13 protein-coding genes and 2 tRNA genes are annotated in these 16701 nt (G+C 72.7%); 6 read left to right on the forward strand and 9 right to left on the reverse strand.

Annotated features, from left to right (window positions below; all coding sequences use genetic code 11):
* Positions 1-60 precede the first annotated feature (60 nt).
* The 3 genes from ACFQ79_RS24210 to ACFQ79_RS24220 all read left to right on the forward strand — a co-directional run bounded on the left by ACFQ79_RS24210 (position 61) and on the right by ACFQ79_RS24220 (position 1241).
* On the forward strand, positions 61-417 hold the full coding sequence (locus ACFQ79_RS24210; RefSeq protein ID WP_361853045.1) for a hypothetical protein: 357 nt from the start codon (positions 61-63) through the stop codon (positions 415-417).
* Positions 418-550: 133 nt separating this feature from the next.
* Positions 551-1177 (forward strand): bifunctional DNA primase/polymerase, encoded by a 627-nt coding sequence (locus ACFQ79_RS24215; RefSeq protein WP_383586797.1) that lies wholly within the window; start codon positions 551-553, stop codon positions 1175-1177.
* Positions 1168-1241: transfer RNA gene (locus ACFQ79_RS24220), tRNA-Lys, on the forward strand. Before ACFQ79_RS24215 ends, ACFQ79_RS24220 begins: the two co-directional genes overlap by 10 nt.
* A 69-nt stretch (positions 1242-1310) precedes the next feature.
* Here ACFQ79_RS24220 and ACFQ79_RS24225 read toward each other — a convergent pair.
* Positions 1311-2591 carry a M6 family metalloprotease domain-containing protein gene (locus ACFQ79_RS24225; RefSeq protein WP_383586799.1) on the reverse strand — a complete coding sequence of 427 codons (1281 nt, stop codon included), beginning with the start codon at positions 2589-2591 and terminating at the stop codon, positions 1311-1313.
* Positions 2592-2917: 326 nt separating this feature from the next.
* On the opposite strand from ACFQ79_RS24225, the gene ACFQ79_RS24230 reads away from it, so the two are divergent.
* Positions 2918-4873 carry a putative bifunctional diguanylate cyclase/phosphodiesterase gene (locus ACFQ79_RS24230; RefSeq protein WP_383586801.1) on the forward strand — a complete coding sequence of 652 codons (1956 nt, stop codon included), beginning with the start codon at positions 2918-2920 and terminating at the stop codon, positions 4871-4873.
* Between the two features lie 118 nt (positions 4874-4991).
* On the opposite strand, the gene ACFQ79_RS24235 is transcribed toward ACFQ79_RS24230, so the two are convergent.
* Positions 4992-6698, reverse strand: coding sequence for a glycosyl hydrolase family 18 protein (locus tag ACFQ79_RS24235; RefSeq protein ID WP_383586803.1), 1707 nt, complete (start codon positions 6696-6698; stop codon positions 4992-4994).
* Positions 6699-6995: 297 nt separating this feature from the next.
* The gene (locus ACFQ79_RS24240; RefSeq protein ID WP_383586805.1) at positions 6996-8069 is read right to left on the reverse strand and encodes an LLM class flavin-dependent oxidoreductase; all 1074 of its coding nucleotides are present in this window, start codon (positions 8067-8069) and stop codon (positions 6996-6998) included.
* Between the two features lie 446 nt (positions 8070-8515).
* On the opposite strand from ACFQ79_RS24240, the gene ACFQ79_RS24245 reads away from it, so the two are divergent.
* Positions 8516-9274: an IclR family transcriptional regulator gene (locus tag ACFQ79_RS24245; RefSeq protein WP_383586807.1), complete on the forward strand. Its 759-nt coding sequence runs from the start codon at positions 8516-8518 to the stop codon at positions 9272-9274.
* A 126-nt stretch (positions 9275-9400) separates the two neighbouring features.
* A tRNA-Lys gene (locus ACFQ79_RS24250) sits at positions 9401-9474 on the forward strand.
* 108 nt (positions 9475-9582) lie between these two features.
* Here ACFQ79_RS24250 and ACFQ79_RS24255 read toward each other — a convergent pair.
* The 6 genes from ACFQ79_RS24255 to ACFQ79_RS24280 all read right to left on the reverse strand — a co-directional run bounded on the left by ACFQ79_RS24255 (position 9583) and on the right by ACFQ79_RS24280 (position 16606).
* The gene (locus tag ACFQ79_RS24255; protein ID WP_383586809.1) at positions 9583-10245 is read right to left on the reverse strand and encodes a response regulator; all 663 of its coding nucleotides are present in this window, start codon (positions 10243-10245) and stop codon (positions 9583-9585) included.
* Complete coding sequence (locus ACFQ79_RS24260) at positions 10176-11480, reverse strand: sensor domain-containing protein (RefSeq protein ID WP_383586811.1); 1305 nt, start codon at positions 11478-11480, stop codon at positions 10176-10178. The genes ACFQ79_RS24255 and ACFQ79_RS24260 overlap by 70 nt, the downstream gene beginning before the upstream one ends.
* Before the next feature lie 473 nt (positions 11481-11953).
* The gene (locus tag ACFQ79_RS24265) at positions 11954-12466 is read right to left on the reverse strand and encodes a hypothetical protein (protein WP_383586813.1); all 513 of its coding nucleotides are present in this window, start codon (positions 12464-12466) and stop codon (positions 11954-11956) included.
* A 20-nt stretch (positions 12467-12486) separates the two neighbouring features.
* Positions 12487-14160, reverse strand: a complete 1674-nt coding sequence (locus ACFQ79_RS24270; protein WP_383586815.1) for an AMP-binding protein — start codon at positions 14158-14160, stop codon at positions 12487-12489.
* 92 nt (positions 14161-14252) lie between these two features.
* Complete coding sequence (locus ACFQ79_RS24275) at positions 14253-14846, reverse strand: lytic polysaccharide monooxygenase (RefSeq protein ID WP_319309538.1); 594 nt, start codon at positions 14844-14846, stop codon at positions 14253-14255.
* Between the two features lie 128 nt (positions 14847-14974).
* Complete coding sequence (locus ACFQ79_RS24280; RefSeq protein ID WP_383586817.1) at positions 14975-16606, reverse strand: SPFH domain-containing protein; 1632 nt, start codon at positions 16604-16606, stop codon at positions 14975-14977.
* Positions 16607-16701 lie beyond the last annotated feature (95 nt).

Genomic DNA, 16701 nt, shown 5'->3' on the forward strand with positions numbered 1-16701 from the left:
GCCGGTGCGCGACGCGCCGGTGCGTACAGCGTGACCATGAGCGTGAAGAGGAGAGCGACGATGGCGGAACCCGCGGAGCGGAGCGGACAGCGGCGGCTCAGGCCGGCACCGCTGGTCTTCGAGCCTGCCGAGGCGACCGCCGACCCGGAGCATTTCTTCGACCTGGAGTCGATAGACGATCCGCGGGAACTGCTGTCCCGTGCGACGGAGCTGACGCTGGCGTTCCGCGCGGCGACGGACCGGGCGACCGAGTTCCAGGCGATCGCGGCGGCGCAGCTGGCGGATCCGCGCCGGTTCGACCGTCTGACGCCGGCGGACGTCGCCGAGCGGGCGCAGTGGACCGAGGACTACGCCCGGAAGATGATCGAGTTCGGCCGCGACCTGATCAGGACGAACGGCCGGCCTGCGGAGGACTGAGGCTCCGTCGTTCGTGGCCGAAAAGCACGCCTGGCATATGCCGGGGGTGCACGATACTCCTCGCCCTCCCCCTCTGTCCGGATTTCCGTGAACTCTCGGCGACCGGTCTGTGACAGCCGGTAGACCTGGACGCATGACGACGTGGACGCGCGACGAGACCGAGCACGACATCTTCCGGTTCCTCCGGGAGGGCGACGAGGGGCGTCACCAGACCGCCCGGGTGACCGCCGACGGTGCCTCCTGGCTCGCCTCCGCCACCGGGAACCGTGAGGCCGCGCTCACCCGCTGGGAGTCCCGGCCGACCTCCCCGGCCGCGCTGCCCTGCGGGGCCGTCTTCGACGTCGTCAACGTGGACCCGGTCTTCGGGCGCCGCATGCTGGACCGGCTGTGGGAGGAGGGCCCGGGTTCGGGGCCCGTCGCGGTGCACCGGGGCCGGATGATGCTGTTCACCGCGCCGGGCACGGCCCAGCGGCTGCCGGCCCTGCTGGACTGGGAGGAATGGTGCGACGCCGTCCCCCGGCCGCTCTGTCATGGGATCGGGGACGCGGTGACCGTGCCTCCGCTCGTGCCGTCCGGGCCCGCCGGGCCCCGCTGGCTGGTGGCGCCCGACACCCGGAACCCGTGGCTGCCCGGCCCCGAGGTCGTGCTCTGGGCCTGCGTGCGGGCCGTCCGGGCGGCTTCCGCCGTCGACGTGCGGGTATCGATTTTTCCTCCCGCCGATCCGGATGCTAATGTCTACGACGTCAGCAGGCGCCGCTAGCTCAGTTGGTTAGAGCAGCTGACTCTTAATCAGCGGGTCCGGGGTTCGAGTCCCTGGCGGCGCACCGACAGGAGAAGCCCCTCGCGGAAGCGAGGGGCTTCTTCGTGTTCCCGGGCGTTCCGGTTCCGGCCGCTCAGTCGACGGCGGGCGGGGTGATCCTGACCGTCCAGGCGCCCGACCCGGTGCGATCCGTGACCTCCACCCGTACCCCCGTGCCGGGCACGGTGAGCGTCTCGCCCTCCTCCAGCGGGGCGTCCGCGAGCGGCGGGTAGACGGAGCGGTCCCAGCAGGCCTCGGTGCGCGGGTGCGCGTCGACGACCTCGACGGGGCCGTCGCCGGAGGCCGCGGTACCCCGGACCCGGTAGACGAGGACGCCCTCGGTGCAGGTCTCGGCGTTGCTCCCGGCCCTGCCCCGGGCCTCGACCGCGAGGACGCTGTCGGGGCCGGTGCGGACCACGGCGAGCCGGGTGCCGAGGCTGGCGCCGGGTGCGGGCTGGGCGTCGGTCGGTTCCAGGCTCACCATCCGGGGACCGGTCCCCTGCACGCAGGCGATCTGGGCGGTGGAGAGCCAGCCGAGCTTCCACTTGTGCCAGCCGAAGAGGTCCGGGGAGAGCCCGAACTGGCTGCCCATGACGTCCCAGTCACCCACATGGGTGTCCCAGTCGCCCTTGCCGTCCGCCGGACGGTGGTAGAGGTCGGGCAGGTCGAAGACGTGTCCGGTCTCGTGGGCCAGGACGTTCCGGTCGGGCGGATGGCGCTCGAAGACGGTGACGACCCGCTTGATCTCTGTGCCGTCGACCTCCATCGGCTTCTCGAGGTTGACGACCTTGGTCGCGTCGGAGTCCACACCGGGCGCGTCCGGGTCGGCGACCAGGTAGACGATGTCGTACCGGGAGAAGTCGACGCTCGCGTCGGCGGCGCCGATCGCGTCCCGGAGGTAGGCGGCGCGCTGCCCGGCGTCCCAGTCACGCCGTATGTCGTACGCGCTCGACTCCTTCGGCATCGGGGTCCAGACCCGCTGGGGGTGCGGACGCAGGTGGAAGCGCCCGTAGGAGGCGCGGGCGAAGTACTCGCTGGTGGCGGGGAAGTGGTCGGCTGCGAGTTCGGCCGGATCGGTGAGCGGCTCGGCGTCCGGGAACGACAGGAAGATCATGACCGCGTCGAGGGTGCGGTCGGGGCGCGGATACGACCTGTTCCAGGTGTCGAGGCCGAGCGAGTGATGGGCCGCCGTACGGGGCAGGGCGCAGGGACTCGCCGAGGGGGCGCCGACGGCGGGGCCGGCGACGAGCCCGGTGGCGGCCAGGGCGGCGAACGAGGTGAGGGCCGCCGCGCCGGCGCGGAGCCGCGAGCGGTCCACTCCCCCGGGTGGCTGCTGACCCCTCACGTGGACCTCCGGATCGGGAATGCGGGACACTCCACCCACCTTGTGACGGTTTGCGACGTTTCGCACGTTTCCGCTGCCCCGGTCGGGTGAGGGCGCGCCACGCGGTCGACGCGACACGAGCGCGCTTCAGCTCACGGAAAGTCACATTCGGTCACATCGCCATCGACCCGTGTCAGACCCGCGCAGAAACGATCGGGCGGGGTGCGGCGGTGGGCGGTCTCACAGCGGCGGGCACCCCCCGGAGGTGCCCCGAAGCTGGAAGGCTCCCCCGTACGGGCTCTATGATCGGCACACTCTTCCTTGGCCGACCGTCCCGATCACATGTGACCGGCCTGACTGCACTACGGGAGCGAGCGGTGAGCGGAACCCCCGAAGGACCGGTGCACCCAGAGCCGCCGGAGACGCGCGCGGCGGAATCCGCACTCACGGAGCGTCACCCCCGGTACGGCGCCGAGCCGCGCGTCGGCTGCTCCCCCTCCGAACTCCGTGACTACCGCGCCGCGTTCCGCGTCGCCCAGCTCGCGATGGCCGTCATCGACCAGGACGGCGTCGTCGTCGTGGCCAACGACTCCTTCGGCACCCTCATCGGGGCCGAGCCGGAGGCGCTCCGGGAGCAGGCCGCCGCCGACCTCGTCGACCTCGCGTCCGACGGGCGCACCTGGCACGCGTACCGCGAGGTGCTGCGCGGCCGGCGCTCCCGCTTCCGCTGCACCCGCCGGCTCAAGCACGCCGACGGGCGCTCGCTGTGGGCCGAGGTCACCGTCGCCCCCGTGCCCGACAGCCGGCGCGTCCTGCTGTCGATCGCGGACATCAGCGACCGGCGCGAGCTCCAGGCGCGGCTGCGGCACCTCCAGATGCACGACCCGGTGACCCGACTGCCCAACCGCGCCCTGTTCTTCGAGCGCCTCTCGGCGGCCCTGGAGGCCTCGGCGCAGGACGCGGCGGACCTCGCAAGCGCCGCGGCCATCGCGGGCACCGCGAGCGCCACCGCCCTCGTGGGCGCGCTGGGCACGGTGGGCCCGGGCGAAACGATCAGCTCGTCGTACGAGTCCTACGGGTATGGCAGAACAGGGCGGATCGGCCTCTGCTACCTCGATCTCGACGGCTTCAAGGCCGTCAACGACACCCTCGGCCACCGCGTCGGCGACCGGCTCCTCGCCGCCGTCGCCTCCCGTCTCACGGAGTGCGCGGACAGCGACGGCTACACCCGCAGCGGCGGCCATCTCGTGGCGCGCCTCGGCGGGGACGAGTTCGCGATCGTGGTCGAGGACTCCACCGGCACGGAGCAACTCGCCGATCTGGCCCGCTCGGTGCTGTGCGCGCTCCAGCAGCCCTTCGACCTGGGCGGCCAGCGGCTCTCGGTCTCCGCCTCGATCGGCGTGGTGGAGCGCTCCGGGTCCGGCACGACGGCGACGGCCCTGATGCAGGACGCCGACACCACGCTGTACTGGGCGAAGGCGGACGGCAAGGCCCGCTGGACCCTCTTCGACCCGGAGCGCAACGCGCACCGGATGACCCGGCAGGCGCTCTCCTCCACCCTGCGCCCGGCCGTGGAGCGCGGGGAGTTCGCCCTGGAGTACCAGCCGCTGGTGGACCTGGCGGACGGCGCGGTGCGCGGGGTGGAGGCGCTGGTGCGCTGGAACCACCCGCAGTTCGGCGTCCTTCCGCCGAATCGGTTCGTCGGGATCGCCGAGGAGGACGGCTCCATCGTCGAACTCGGCCGCTGGGTGCTGAACACGGCCTGCCGGCAGGCCCGGCAGTGGCAGAAGGACCACCCGCGCGAACGCCCGATCTTCGTCAGCGTCAACGTGGCGGTGCGTCAGGTCTGGGACTCCGACCTGGTCGCCGACGTGGCCGGCATCCTCGCGGAGACGGGGCTCGCCCCGCATCTGCTCCAGCTGGAGCTCACCGAGTCGGCCGTGATGGGCTCCGCCGGCCGGCCGCTCCAGGCACTCCAGGCGCTGAGCGACATGGGGGTGCGGATCGCGATCGACGACTTCGGCACCGGCTACTCGAACCTGGCCTATCTGAGCCGGCTGCCGGTCTCCGTGCTCAAGCTGGACGGCTCCTTCGTCCGCGGCTTCCAGGACGAGGAGCACGCCAACCCGGCCGACGAGCTGATCGTCGAGGCGCTGGTGCAGCTGGCGCACCGGCTGGGGCTGACGGTCACCGCCGAGTGCGTGGAGACCTCGGGGCAGGCGAGCCGGCTGCGCAGGATCGGCTGCGACACGGGGCAGGGCTGGCTGTACTCGCGGGCCGTGACCCCGGACCGTATCGATGAGCTGATCGGCGCGGAACCGCTCCCGGTCTGAACCGTCTCCGGCCGGAGGCATGGAACTGCCCCCGGCCGGAGGGACATTCCGGGCGGGGGCAGCGGTTCATGCGGGGTTCAGCGGGTCACGTGAGCCCTCCGGAACCCGGGTCAGGGCCTCAGCAGGCGCCCTGGTCCTTCCAGACACCCCACTCGCCGGTGGTGCCGGGGGTCTCGTTCTGGGTCCACCACTGGGCGAGCCACTTGCGGCCGTTGTGGGAGACGACCGTGCCGCCGTTGTAGACCGTGCCGGCCACGTACGCCGGGACCGAGCCGCAGCCCGTGGGCGGGGTGGTCGGCGGGGTCGTCGGAGGCGTGGTGGGAGGCGTGGTGGGCGGGGTGGTCGGGGGCGTCGTCGGCGGGGTCGTCGGCGGGGTGGTGGTGGAGCCGAGCGCCGTGTTGATCTGCTTCAGCAGGGTGGCGTTCTCGTCCAGGCCGAGGAGCGAGTACATCATCGCGCCGCCCAGGCCGCGCTGCTTGGCGTAGTCCACACGGGCCTGGATGGAGCGCTGGTTGAGGCCGGTGAAGAACTCGCCGTCCTTGTAGAAGTACGAGGCCTTCGCCTGGTCGTCCCAGAAGGTCGTCGCCGCGTTGTCGACGATGCCGCCGAGCTCCTTGTAGTGCGCGATGCCGGCCTGCTGGCTGAGCGGGCGGACGTTGGAGCCGCCGGTCGCGGTGCCCGCGAGGCCGTTGGCGGAACCGGCCGGGACGCCCTTCCAGCCGCGGTAGTAGAACTCGTAGCCCAGGGTCAGCTTGTTGGCGGGGAAGCCACCGGCGATGCCGTAGGCGGGCTTGCCGTCGATCCAGGAGTCGATGGCGTTGTCGATCGAGTACTTCTCGGTGCCCGGCGCGATGACGTCCGTCGGGTCGTTCGAGCCGGAGTACAGCGGGGACTGGTGGTACGTCGGCCCGTCGCCGTCCCAGGCGCCGTGCATGTCGTACGTCATGATGTTGGCGTAGTCCAAGTACTGGCCGATCTTGTCGGTCTCGATGTACTTGATCTTGTCCTGGCCGGCCGGCATGGCGGCGGTCAGCATGTACTTCTTGCCGCCGTTGGCGGCGCCGTACTCGTCGAGCTGCTTGCGGAACTCGGCGAGGAGCAGCGTGAAGTTCTGCTTGTCCTCGGGGGCGTAGTGGTTGCCCAGGTGGCCGCCGGAGGAGCCGGGGTACTCCCAGTCGATGTCGATGCCGTCGAAGATGCCGGCCGCCGTGCCCGCGCCACCGAAGCCGCCCTCGACGGGCAGGTTGCCCTTGATGTACTGGTCGATGCAGGAGGAGACGAGCTTCTTGCGGCTCGCGTCCGTCTTCGCCGCGTCGCTGAAGTACTTGGAGTACGTCCAGCCGCCGAGGGAGATGTTGATCTTCAGGTGGGGGTATTTCGCCTTCAGTTCCTTGAACTGGTTGAAGACGCCCACGATCGGCTGGTCCCACTTGTCGGCGACGCCGTCGACGCTGTCCGCCGCGCCGAAGGACTTCTGGTAGTCGGCGTACGAGTCGCCCGCACCGTCACCCGCGTTGGGGTTGTTGTCGTCACCCGCGGCCTTGTTGGCCATGAAACAGGTGAGGTTGGTGGGGTGGATGTTGCCGAACGAGTAGTTGATGACGTCCAGCTGGCCCGCGATGCCCCGGGTGTCGAGGTGCTTGGGGTAGAACGCGTTGCCGTAGACGCTCCACTGGTCGTAGTACGCGATGCGCACACCGCCCGCAGCGGCAGTGGTCGTCGTGTCGGCCGCCTGGGCGGAGCCGAGGCCGACGGTCGCCGCGAGGGCGCCGGCGGCGAGGGCCGTGCTGAGGAGCGCGGCGATCAAGGGCTTACGGGGGTGCACGTGCGGCCTCCATCGGGGGGAGTGCGGGGGTGGTGCCGTACAGGAGCTGGAGCAGTGATAACCGGCACGTGAACAGTGCGTCAATGGTCTGAACCAGATTGAGGACTAGACCAATTCGAAGAAGAAAGGCCTCGTCAGAGGCGCGCAGCACAAAACGGAACCGCCCGCCACCATCGGTGACGAGCGGTTTAAGGTTCACTTAGGGGTGGAGCGGGACCGGATCCGTGCAGGAACCAACCGGCCCCGGGAACCAGGGTTTTTACCCGGCCGTCCCCGGACCGGAACAGGTGCCGCGCCCTACTCCGCCGGGAGCTCGGGGAGTTCGTACGCGTCCGCGATGAGCTCGTAGCTCCGCAGCCGCGCCTCCCCGCCGTGCGCGTTGGCCGTGATCATCAGCTCGTCCGCGCCCGTCCGCTTCCTGAGGTCGTCCAGGCCGGTACGGACCTCGTCGGGGGTGCCGTAGACGATGTTCGCCAGCCAGTCGTTCACGAACTCCCGCTCGGCGGGGCTGAACCCGTACGCCTCCGCCTCCTCGGGCGTCGGCACCAGGCCGGGCCGGCCGGTGCGCAGCCGCAGCATCGCGAGGGCACCGGAGAGGACCTGGCGGCGGGCCTGCGCCGCCTCGTCGGCGGCGAGCGCGGAGACGCCGATCATCGCGTACGGCGCGTCGAGCACCTCGGAGGGCCGGAAGGACTCCCGGTAGAGGTCGAGTGCCGGGATCGTGTTCCTGGCCGAGAAGTGATGGGCGAACGCGAAGGGCAGCCCGAGCAGGCCGGCCAGGCGCGCGCTGAAGCCGGACGAGCCGAGCAACCAGATCGGCGGCCGCCCCTTCGGGCCCTGCACCGGGCCGGGCACGGCGTGGATCCGGGCGTACCGGTGGCCGTCCGGGAAGTCGTCGTCCAGGAACCGGGTCAGCTCGGCCAGCTGCTCCGGGAAGTCTTCCGCGCCCTCGTTCAGGGTGGCGGTGCGGCGCAGGGCGGCCGCGGTGGCCCCGTCGGTGCCGGGCGCGCGCCCGAGACCGAGGTCGATCCGGCCCGGGGCGAAGGCCTCCAGGGTGCCGAACTGCTCGGCGATGACCAGCGGCGCGTGGTTGGGCAGCATGACGCCGCCCGAGCCGAGGCGGATGCGCGTGGTGTGCGCGGCGAGGTGGGCGAGGATCACCGCGGGGGACGAGGAGGCGACGCCGGGCATGGAGTGGTGTTCGGCCACCCAGTGCCGGTGGAAGCCGCGCCGCTCGGCGAGCCTGCTCAGCTCGACGCTGGTGGCGAGCGCCTGGGTCGCGGTCCTGCCGCTGCCGACGGTCACCAGGTCCAGCACGGACAGCGGCACGGGCGCGGAGCCCCGCGCCTCTCCTCGAATAGCGTCGGTCACCTTCGGGACCCTCCTCGGCACACGTACGGACTCATGAACGACCCACGGATCGGCAGAACGACCCGTGGATCGGCGTGGACTCGATGACAACAGGAGGGTGTCTCCGTTTATTCCGCGGCCAGGGACGGGGGCCCCGCGGGGGCCTTCCGATGGTTCTCGGCCACCGCGCGGGGCCGGAAGGCGACCGGAACGACCGCCACCGCGTCCGTTTCTCCCATAAAAATCTCGCGTTCTCCCAGGGCCGAACGCATGGGCGAACCCCCTCGCGCACGGCCCTGACCTGAGACTCTCCGGGCCACTCATGACGAGGGCATATGCCAGAGTGGCGCGCCCCAGACCAGGGCGCGGATGCTCCGCATCATTCTCGCCAACAGCCGCCCCGCAAACGGTGCTTGGCGGCTATCGTGGTACGAAAGCTTGCGGTCACAACCTGGTAGGGGGAAACCGTGGCGCTGAAGCCCGAGCCCACCGCGCCGTTCCACTCGGTGCAATACGCCTTGCGCGTCCTCGAGACGATCTCACGGCACGGTGGCGGAGTGACGGACGTCCAGATCGCGCGCGAAGCCGGCCTGCCCGTGGCCCACCTCACCTCGCTGCTCCTCATGCTCCGGCGTGAGGGGTACGTCGAGCAGGTCGCCGACGGCGCATACGTGATCGGGGACTCCCTCGTCCTCCTCGGCTCCGGCATGACCCGCCGCGAAGCCCTGCAGGCGAAGCTCCAGGAGACCCTGACCGAGCTGCGCGACTCCGTCGGCGCGGCGGTCTACATCAGCCGGTACATCGACGGCGAGGTGAAGATCACGCAGTTCGCCGACGGTCCGCGCACGCCCAAGGTCAACGAGTGGGTCGACTTCCGCTCGGCCGCGCACGCCAGCGCGGTCGGCAAGTGCCTGCTCACCCAGCTCGACCAGAACGGACGCCGGGACCACCTGTCCCGGCACAAGATCGCCCGGCTGACCTCCCGGACGATCACCAGCGAGCGGATCCTCTTCTCCAAGCTGGACAGCCAGCCGCCCACCGTCCCCGTGCTCGACCTCCAGGAGTACGCGGTGGGCACGGTCTGCGCGGCCGTTCCGCTGACGGCCGGCTCCGCCGTGGGCTGCCTGGCCCTCTCCCTGCCGATCGAGCACGCCCACCGGCTGCGCTCGGCCGCGGACACGCTGAACCGCCGGGCGGCGCCGGTGGTCATGGCACTGGCGATCTGAGACACCCGGGCCCCGGGGAGCCGAGGAATCCGCGGCATCCGGGGCATTCGGGGGTCCCCGCGGCGCGGTCGCGCGGGGTGGTCACGAGCACCCCGCGGGACCAGGTAGTATTTTCTCTGTCAGCAGGCGCCGCTAGCTCAGTTGGTTAGAGCAGCTGACTCTTAATCAGCGGGTCCGGGGTTCGAGTCCCTGGCGGCGCACAGACGGAAGAAGCCCCTCGCGGAAGCGGGGGGCTTCTTCGTGCTCCCAGCGCGTTCCCGCTCCGGCCTCCCCTGCCCTGCCCTCCCCTGCCTTGCCCGGCCCCTCTCTCAAGCCCTGAGGTAGGTCAGGACGGCGAGGACCCGGCGGTGGGTGTCCTCGGCCGGCGGCAGATCCAGCTTCGCCAGGATGTTGCCGATGTGCTTGCCGACGGCGGCCTCGGTCACGACCAGGCGGCGGGCGATCGCACCGTTCGAATGCCCCTCCGCGACCAGACCCAGGACCTCGCGCTCGCGCGGGGTCAGCGCCTCCAGCGGATCGCGGTGCCGGCGGAGCAGCTGCCGTACGACCTCGGGGTCGACGACCGTCCCGCCGTCCGCGACCCGGGTGAGCGCGTCCAGGAACTCCTCCACCTGACCGACCCGGTCCTTGAGCAGATAGCCGACGCCGGTGCCGTCGCCCGCGTCCAGGAGATCGGCGGCGTAGCTGCGCTGCACGTACTGGCTGAGGACCAGGACCGGCAGGGCGGGGCGCTCGGCGCGGAGCGCGACGGCGGCGCGCAGCCCCTCGTCCTGGAAACCGGGCGGCATCCGGACGTCGGTCACGACGATGTCCGGATCGTGCGCGGTGACCGCCCCGCGCAGCGCGTCGGCGTCCCCGACGGCGGCGACGACGTCGTGGCCGAAGCGGGCCAGGAGCCCGATCAGTCCCTCCCGGAGGAGGACGCTGTCCTCGGCGAGGACGACGCGGAGCGTTCGCTCAGTGCGGGGCATGGGATCTCCACTCGGAGGAGGGTCGGCCCGCCCGGCGGGCTCATGATCGTCAGTGTGCCATCGAGGACGGAGATCCGGTCGGCCAGGCCGGTGAGCCCGGTGCCCCCGGCCGGATCCGCGGCGCCCCTCCCGTCGTCCTCGACGTCGATCCGGAGGACACCGCCGGTGTGCCGGGCGGTGATCGAGGCCCGGTTCGCCCCGCTGTGCTTGCCGATGTTGGCGAGGGCCTCGCAGCCGGCGAAGTAACCGGCGCTCTCCACGGACTCCGGCAGCCGGGGCAGGTCGACGTCCGTGGCGACGGGCACGGCGGACCGGTCGGCGGCGTCGGCGAGGGCCGGGCCGAGGCCGTAGTCGGCGAGGACCTGCGGGTGGATGCCGTGGATCAGCTCGCGCAGCTCGGTCAGGACCTGCCCGGCCTCCGCGTGCGCCTTCGCCAGCTGGTCGGCGAGCGGGCCGCCCGGCGGGGCGTCGAGCCGGGCGAGCCCGAGGGTCATCGTGAGGGCGACCAGGCGCTGCTGGGCGCCGTCGTGCAGATCGCGCTCGATCCGGCGCCGCTCGGCCTCGAAGGCGTCGACGAGCCGGGCGCGGGAGGCGATGACCTCGCCGATCGCGCCCTGGCGCGCGGACTCGCGGGGGGTGAGCAGGGCGCGGACGAGAGCGGCGCGGGCGCCGGCGACGGCGGCGAGCGGGTAGGCGAGGGCGACGAGGAGCAGGGCGCCGATGAGGGCGGCGGCGAAGGCCTCCGGGTAGGAGGTCACCAGGTACGCCTTGACGACCTTGGCCTCCTGGCCGTCCACGGCCAGCTGGACCGGCGCGCCGAGCAGCAGCACGGGAAGGCCGACGCCGACGGCGACGGCGAGGAGGTCGAGCGGCCACAGGACGGTGGCGAGGAGCAGGGCGTACGCGAACTCCCGCCAGGACGCCTGCTCCCCCGCCCGGAGCCGGAGCCAGGCGGCGAGGCCGGGGGCGGTGGGGACGCGGTGCGGGTCGGGGGCGGGGTCGAGGTCGACGAGGCGGAGACGGCGGCGCTCGACGCCGCCGAGGGCGAGTCCGGAGAGGAGGAGCGGGGGCAGCCCGACGAGCAGGACGGAGAACAGCCCGAGCAGCGCGAACACGACGCAGACGACGCCCCCGAGGAGGGCGCCGGTCGCCAGGTAGGCGACGGCTCGCCAGGGCCAGGGTCCGAGGAGGAACCGGGGCCGGGTGAGCGCCTGCCAGGGAGTACGGGGGTCCATGCGGCCCCACGTTAGGCCCGCCAGCCGGGGCGGGGCGATGGGGCTGAGGGGTGGGGTGGGGGTGGGGCTGGGCCTACCTCCGCCGGCGGGGCGAGGCTGGGGCTACCCCTCCGGCACGGGTGGGGCGGCTGGGCCAACGCCCGTCGGCGCGGGTCGGGCTGGGGCCTTCCCCCGCCGGCACGGGTGGGGCCGGGCCTACCTCCGCCAGCAGGGGCGAGGCTGGGCCTACCCCTTCCGGCACGGGTGAGGTGCCAGGGCCAACCCCCGTCGGCACGGGTGAGGCTGGGACCTCCCCCGCCGGTGCGTCGTCCCGGAGTCACGACGGCGGCCCTCCTCGGTGGTCACCGCCTGGGGAGACACCTCGGGCGGTCACCGCCCGGGGAGGCGCCTCGGGTGGTCACCCCGCCCGGGGAGACGCCGTCGGGGCCTGTCCGGCGGATCCGCGGCTCCGGTCGTGATCCGCCGGACCGGTCCTAGGGCTGGTCGAGGGCGTGTTCCTTGAGGAAGGCTCCCGCGTGGGCCGCCGCCTCCTCCCTCGTCGCGTACCTCTCGTCGCCGTCCGCCGGTCCCTCCGTCCCGTCGGCGCCCTCGCCGGTCCAGCCCCACCCTCCGGACGACGGCGTCAGTTCGGCCGTTCCGCCCCACAGGGCGAGCGCGAGGCCCGTCGGGCGGCTGACGGCGTCGGGCCACTTCTTGCGGGCGCCCTGCCGGGTGATGCCCCAGACGGCGCCCAGCTGTTCGTAGCTCGCGCCGTAGGACCCGGCGGTGCCCGCCGCGATGGCCGTCAGCCGCTTGACCTCCGCGTCCACCGCCTTCCATGCGGCCAGGACGGACAGTGACACGTCGACCGGGTCCGCCGCCCACACGCGGTCCGCCGGCAGTTCCGACGCGCGCTGCCGCAGGGCCGACGCGAGCGGGTTGAGGGCGTCGTAGAGGGCCTTGTCGAGCTCGGCCTGTTCTTCGGGGGTGATCCCCGAGAAGGTCATGCGACAACTTTAGTTACCCATCAGCGGTCTGTAAACTTTGGTTCCCGACCATGCCGGGTGTACTCCGCCCTGAGCGCGGCCACGGCCTCGGGCGTCAGGGGCTCGTACGGGGCCCCCGGCGTCGGGCGCCACCAGAGCGAATCCGCGCAGAGGAAGGACTCGCGGCGCAGCGCCACCCGGTGGATCTTGTTGGTGGCCGTGAGGGGCAGTTCGGGCATCACCTGGACGAAGCGGGGCGGCATCTTCGTCCCCAGGTCCCCCTGCGTCGCGAGGAAGCTCGCGAACTCCGCCGGATCGAAGACCGCCCCCTCCCGCAGCGCCAGCGCCGCCATCACCTGGTCCCCCGCCACCGGGTCCGGTACCGCGTAGACCGCGACCCCCGCGGCCCGGTCCCAGCGGGCCAGGATGTGCTCGATCATCGCCGCCGCCAGGTTCTCGCTGTCGACCCGCAGCCGGTCGTCCGTACGGCCCGCGAAGTAGAGGTAGCCGTCCGCGTCCCGGTAGAAGAGGTCGCCCGTCCAGTACCAGCCCTCGCGCAGCCGCGCGGCCTCCGCCTCGGGGTTGCCCCAGTAGCCCTCGAAGGCGCTGCGGCCCCGGTTGACGAGTTCCCCGACGGCCTCGGCGGCGTTGAGGAGCCGGCCCTCGGCGGAGAAGCGGGCCGCCGCGCACTCCCGGCCCGTCTCCGCGTCCACCACCACCAGGTCGTCGGTCGGCGCCGCGCGGCCCACCGCGCCCGTCGGCGTGTCCGGCGTCCGCTGGATCGACGCACCCCCCTCCGAGGAGCCGTACCCCTCCACGAGCGGCACCCCGAAGCGCTCCCGGAAGCGCGCCGCGTCCACCGCCCCCGCCTCGGTGCCGAAGCCGAGACGGAGCCGGTGCGCGTGGTCCTCCGGGGTGGGCGGGGTCGCCAGGAGGTACTGCACCGCCCGGCCGACGTAGGTGAAGTAGGTGGCGTCGAAGCCTCGTACGTCCGAGAGGAAGCGGGAGGCCGAGAACCGGGCCCGCAGCGCCACGCCGGCCCCGGCGGCCAGCGCCGGCGCCCAGTCCGCGATCACCGCGTTCCCGTGGAACATCGGCATGCAGATGTAGTGGACGTCGTCCCGCCCGACGGAGAAGTGGGCCGCGAGCGAGGCACCGGCCGCCGCCAGCCGGCCCTGGCTGCAGAGCGCCGCCTTCGGCGCACCCGTGGAACCGGACGTGAAGGAGAGCAGGAAGCGGCTGTCGGGGCGTACGGGGCCGAGGCGCGCGTCGCCCGGGCGGGCGGACCCGTACGGCGCGAGGAGTTCCCGGTACGCGTCGGTGTCCGTGACCAGGATCCGCACCCCGGGCAGCGGAAGGCCGTCGAGGAGCGGCAGATGGGCGCGCTGGGTGACCAGGACCCGGCAGGCGGTGTGCCCGATGTCCCGGGCGAGTTCGGCGCCGCGCCGGGTGGGGTTGATCCCGGCGACGGCGGCCCCCGCGAGGGCCGCCGCGCTGAGCCAGAGCGGGTACTCCGGCGTGTTGTCGAGCAGGACGCCGAGGTGCGGCTCGCCCCCCGGCAGGGGTGGCATCAGGTCCACGAGCAGTGCGGCCCGCGCGGCGGCGCCGGCGGCGACCTGGTGGTGGGTGAGGGCGTGGTGCTCGTCCCTCAGCCCGATCCGGTGGTCGCCCCACTGGCGCCGTACGAGTTCCGCGACGGTGTCCGCACCCCTCATGGGCCGGACTGTAACTGACGATCCATCAGAAATGAACGGACGGGAAGGACCGCTCGGCGACCGTCAGGAGCGGCCACCGAGCGGCCCCGGCGTCAGAACCTGACGTCCGAGCACGCGTAGAACGCGTTCGAGGTGTCCGCGATCGTCCACACCGCCAGGATCAGGTGACGGCCCGTCTTGCCCGCCGGGATCGTCCCGGAGTGCGAGAGGGTCGCCGGCGGCTGCTGGTTGTTGTAGGGGACGGTCAGGAACGGCTGGGGGTCCAGCATGGCCCGGGTGAGTTTCTGGGTCCCGTTCCAGCCGTTCTTGGTGATGTAGTACTTGAAGTCGGTGGTGGCGTGCCGGGCCGTGAACTGCCAGCGGAAGCTGTAGCTCTGCCCCGACGTGAGCTGCGTCGTGGGCCACGCACCGCCCCGGGGGTCGTCCAGCTGGGCGAACTGCGTGAGCCCGGCGGAACAGATCTTGCCGTCGGCGGGACCGGCGGCGGGGAAGCCCTTGGGGCCCTCGACCGACTGGGGCTCCCACTGTATGGAGCCGCAGTTGGTCACGGTGCCGTTGGCGCAGAGCTTCTGGCGGCTGATCGGCGAGTCGGTGTAGCCGTGGCTTCCGGCGCTACCGGTGGCGAAGAGGGTGACGCCGGCGACGCCGAGCGCCACCACCGCCGCCCCGACTGACTTTTTGCGCATGCTTCGCTCCAGGAGAACGTGGGGGAGTTCCGTTGGGCCGTGCGCGCACGCGTGCGGTGGTACGTCGTACCGATTTTGGTCTGGACCAAGTACCAAGGTATGGACGGAAGTTGAACATGTCCATCCCTTCACGCCCCCTCTACAGGACCCGTCCGCCCCGTGTAGAACGCCACCGTCAGGTCCTTGACCAGCGCCTTGCGCTCGTAGTCGTCGAGCTCCACCAGACCACGACTGGTCAGCCGGTGGACCACGTCGTCCACCGCGTCCACCACCGAGGTGAGCACGCTGTCCCGGTGCTTCGCGTCGATCGCCGCGATCCGTCGCCGGCGCATCGCCGCCGCCACGTCCGGCGCGTACTCGATCCGCGTCGGCTGCGCCGAGAACACGTCCACACCGACCGGGGCGCACTCCGCCGACAGCATCCGCGTCAGCGCCTCGCCGACGGCCTCCGCGTCCCGGAGGGTGGGGGCGTCCTCGTGGAACGCGTCCGCCGGAAGCTGCGACAGCACCCGGGCCATGGCCGCCTCCACCTGCTCCCGCAGATAGTCCTCGTGCCCGTCGACGCCGAGCGCAGCCCGGACGGTGTCCCGCACCCGCCAGACCACGAGCACGGTGACATCGAGCGCGGTGCCCTTGGCGTCCACCGCCGACAGCGGCTCGCTCCGCCAGTGCCGGAGCCGCACGTCGACGCGGCGCCGCAGCAGGAGCGGGCTGACCCAGACCAGACCGGTACGGCGGACCGTACCGCGGTAGTCGCCGAACAGGGTCAGCACCCAGGCGTAGCCGACCCGGCCCCGGCCGAGCCCGCCGAGCGCGAAGAGGGTGAGGACGACGCCGAGCGCGAGGAGCGCCCACTGGCCGAGATGGACGCCGTTGTACGGGCGTTCCGGCAGCCGCAGCATCCGGGCCGCCTCCTCGGGCACGGCCCCGGCCCACCACACGACCGCCGCGCACGCGGCGAGCGCGAGCGCCCCGCCGACGACCCCGACCCACCCGGGCAGCACCGGCCCGGGGCGCTCGACGAGAGCCGGGTCGGCGGTGGGGGCGGGCCGGGAGACGGAGGACTGGGGGGTGGCCTGGACGGCCTGGGCGGCGGTGGTCTTGGCGGCCCGCGCCTCGGGGTGGGCCGCGGGGCGCGCCTTGAGCGGCGCGTCGAGGCGGGCGTCGAGCCGGGCGTCGAGCCGGGTGTTGACTTCCGCCTTCGGCGGGGACTTCGGCCTCCGCCCGGACGTGTCCCGGCCCGCGGCCCGGGTCCCGGCGGCATCCGCCCGGGGCCGCTCCCGATCCTGGGCCTGGATCTTCGACGGGCCCGGGACGGCGGAGCCCACGCCCGTCCTGGACAGGGTGGGCACGGCCATGGCGACGGTGTCGGGACCGCCGTCGTCCTCGCCGGCCGCGAACGGCACGGCGTTCCCCGGCTGGTCGCGGAAGAGAAGGTGCACCGGGATCGAGCCGGTGGTCTCGGCCCCGATCACGTTCTTCCGCCGCGCGACCCGCACCACGGCGGCGACGGGTACGGCGACGGCACCGACACCGGCCCCGGCGATCCGCCCGAAGTCGGGGGTGTCGACCGCGGTGGGGACGGCGGCGGGAACCGCGGTGGGGACGGCGGCAGGAACCGGCGAGGGGCCACCGGACCGCACCGTGACGGCGGCCTTCGGGGTGGAAGGGGAGGGGGAGGCGGGGCGTGCGTGCTGGCCCGACCCGGAGGGCGTGGTGCCGGGGTAGGCAGGCGGGACGGGTTGGACACGGGTGACCACTGGGGCACCCCCCGGCGCGGACGCCGCCCCCGTCGTCGTACCGGAAGCGTTCACACCCGGGAGCCCGGAGCCGATCGGGGGCGTGTCCCCGACGG

The sequence above is a fragment of the Streptomyces sp. NPDC056480 genome (assembly GCF_042795405.1).
Lineage (GTDB): Bacteria > Actinomycetota > Actinomycetes > Streptomycetales > Streptomycetaceae > Streptomyces.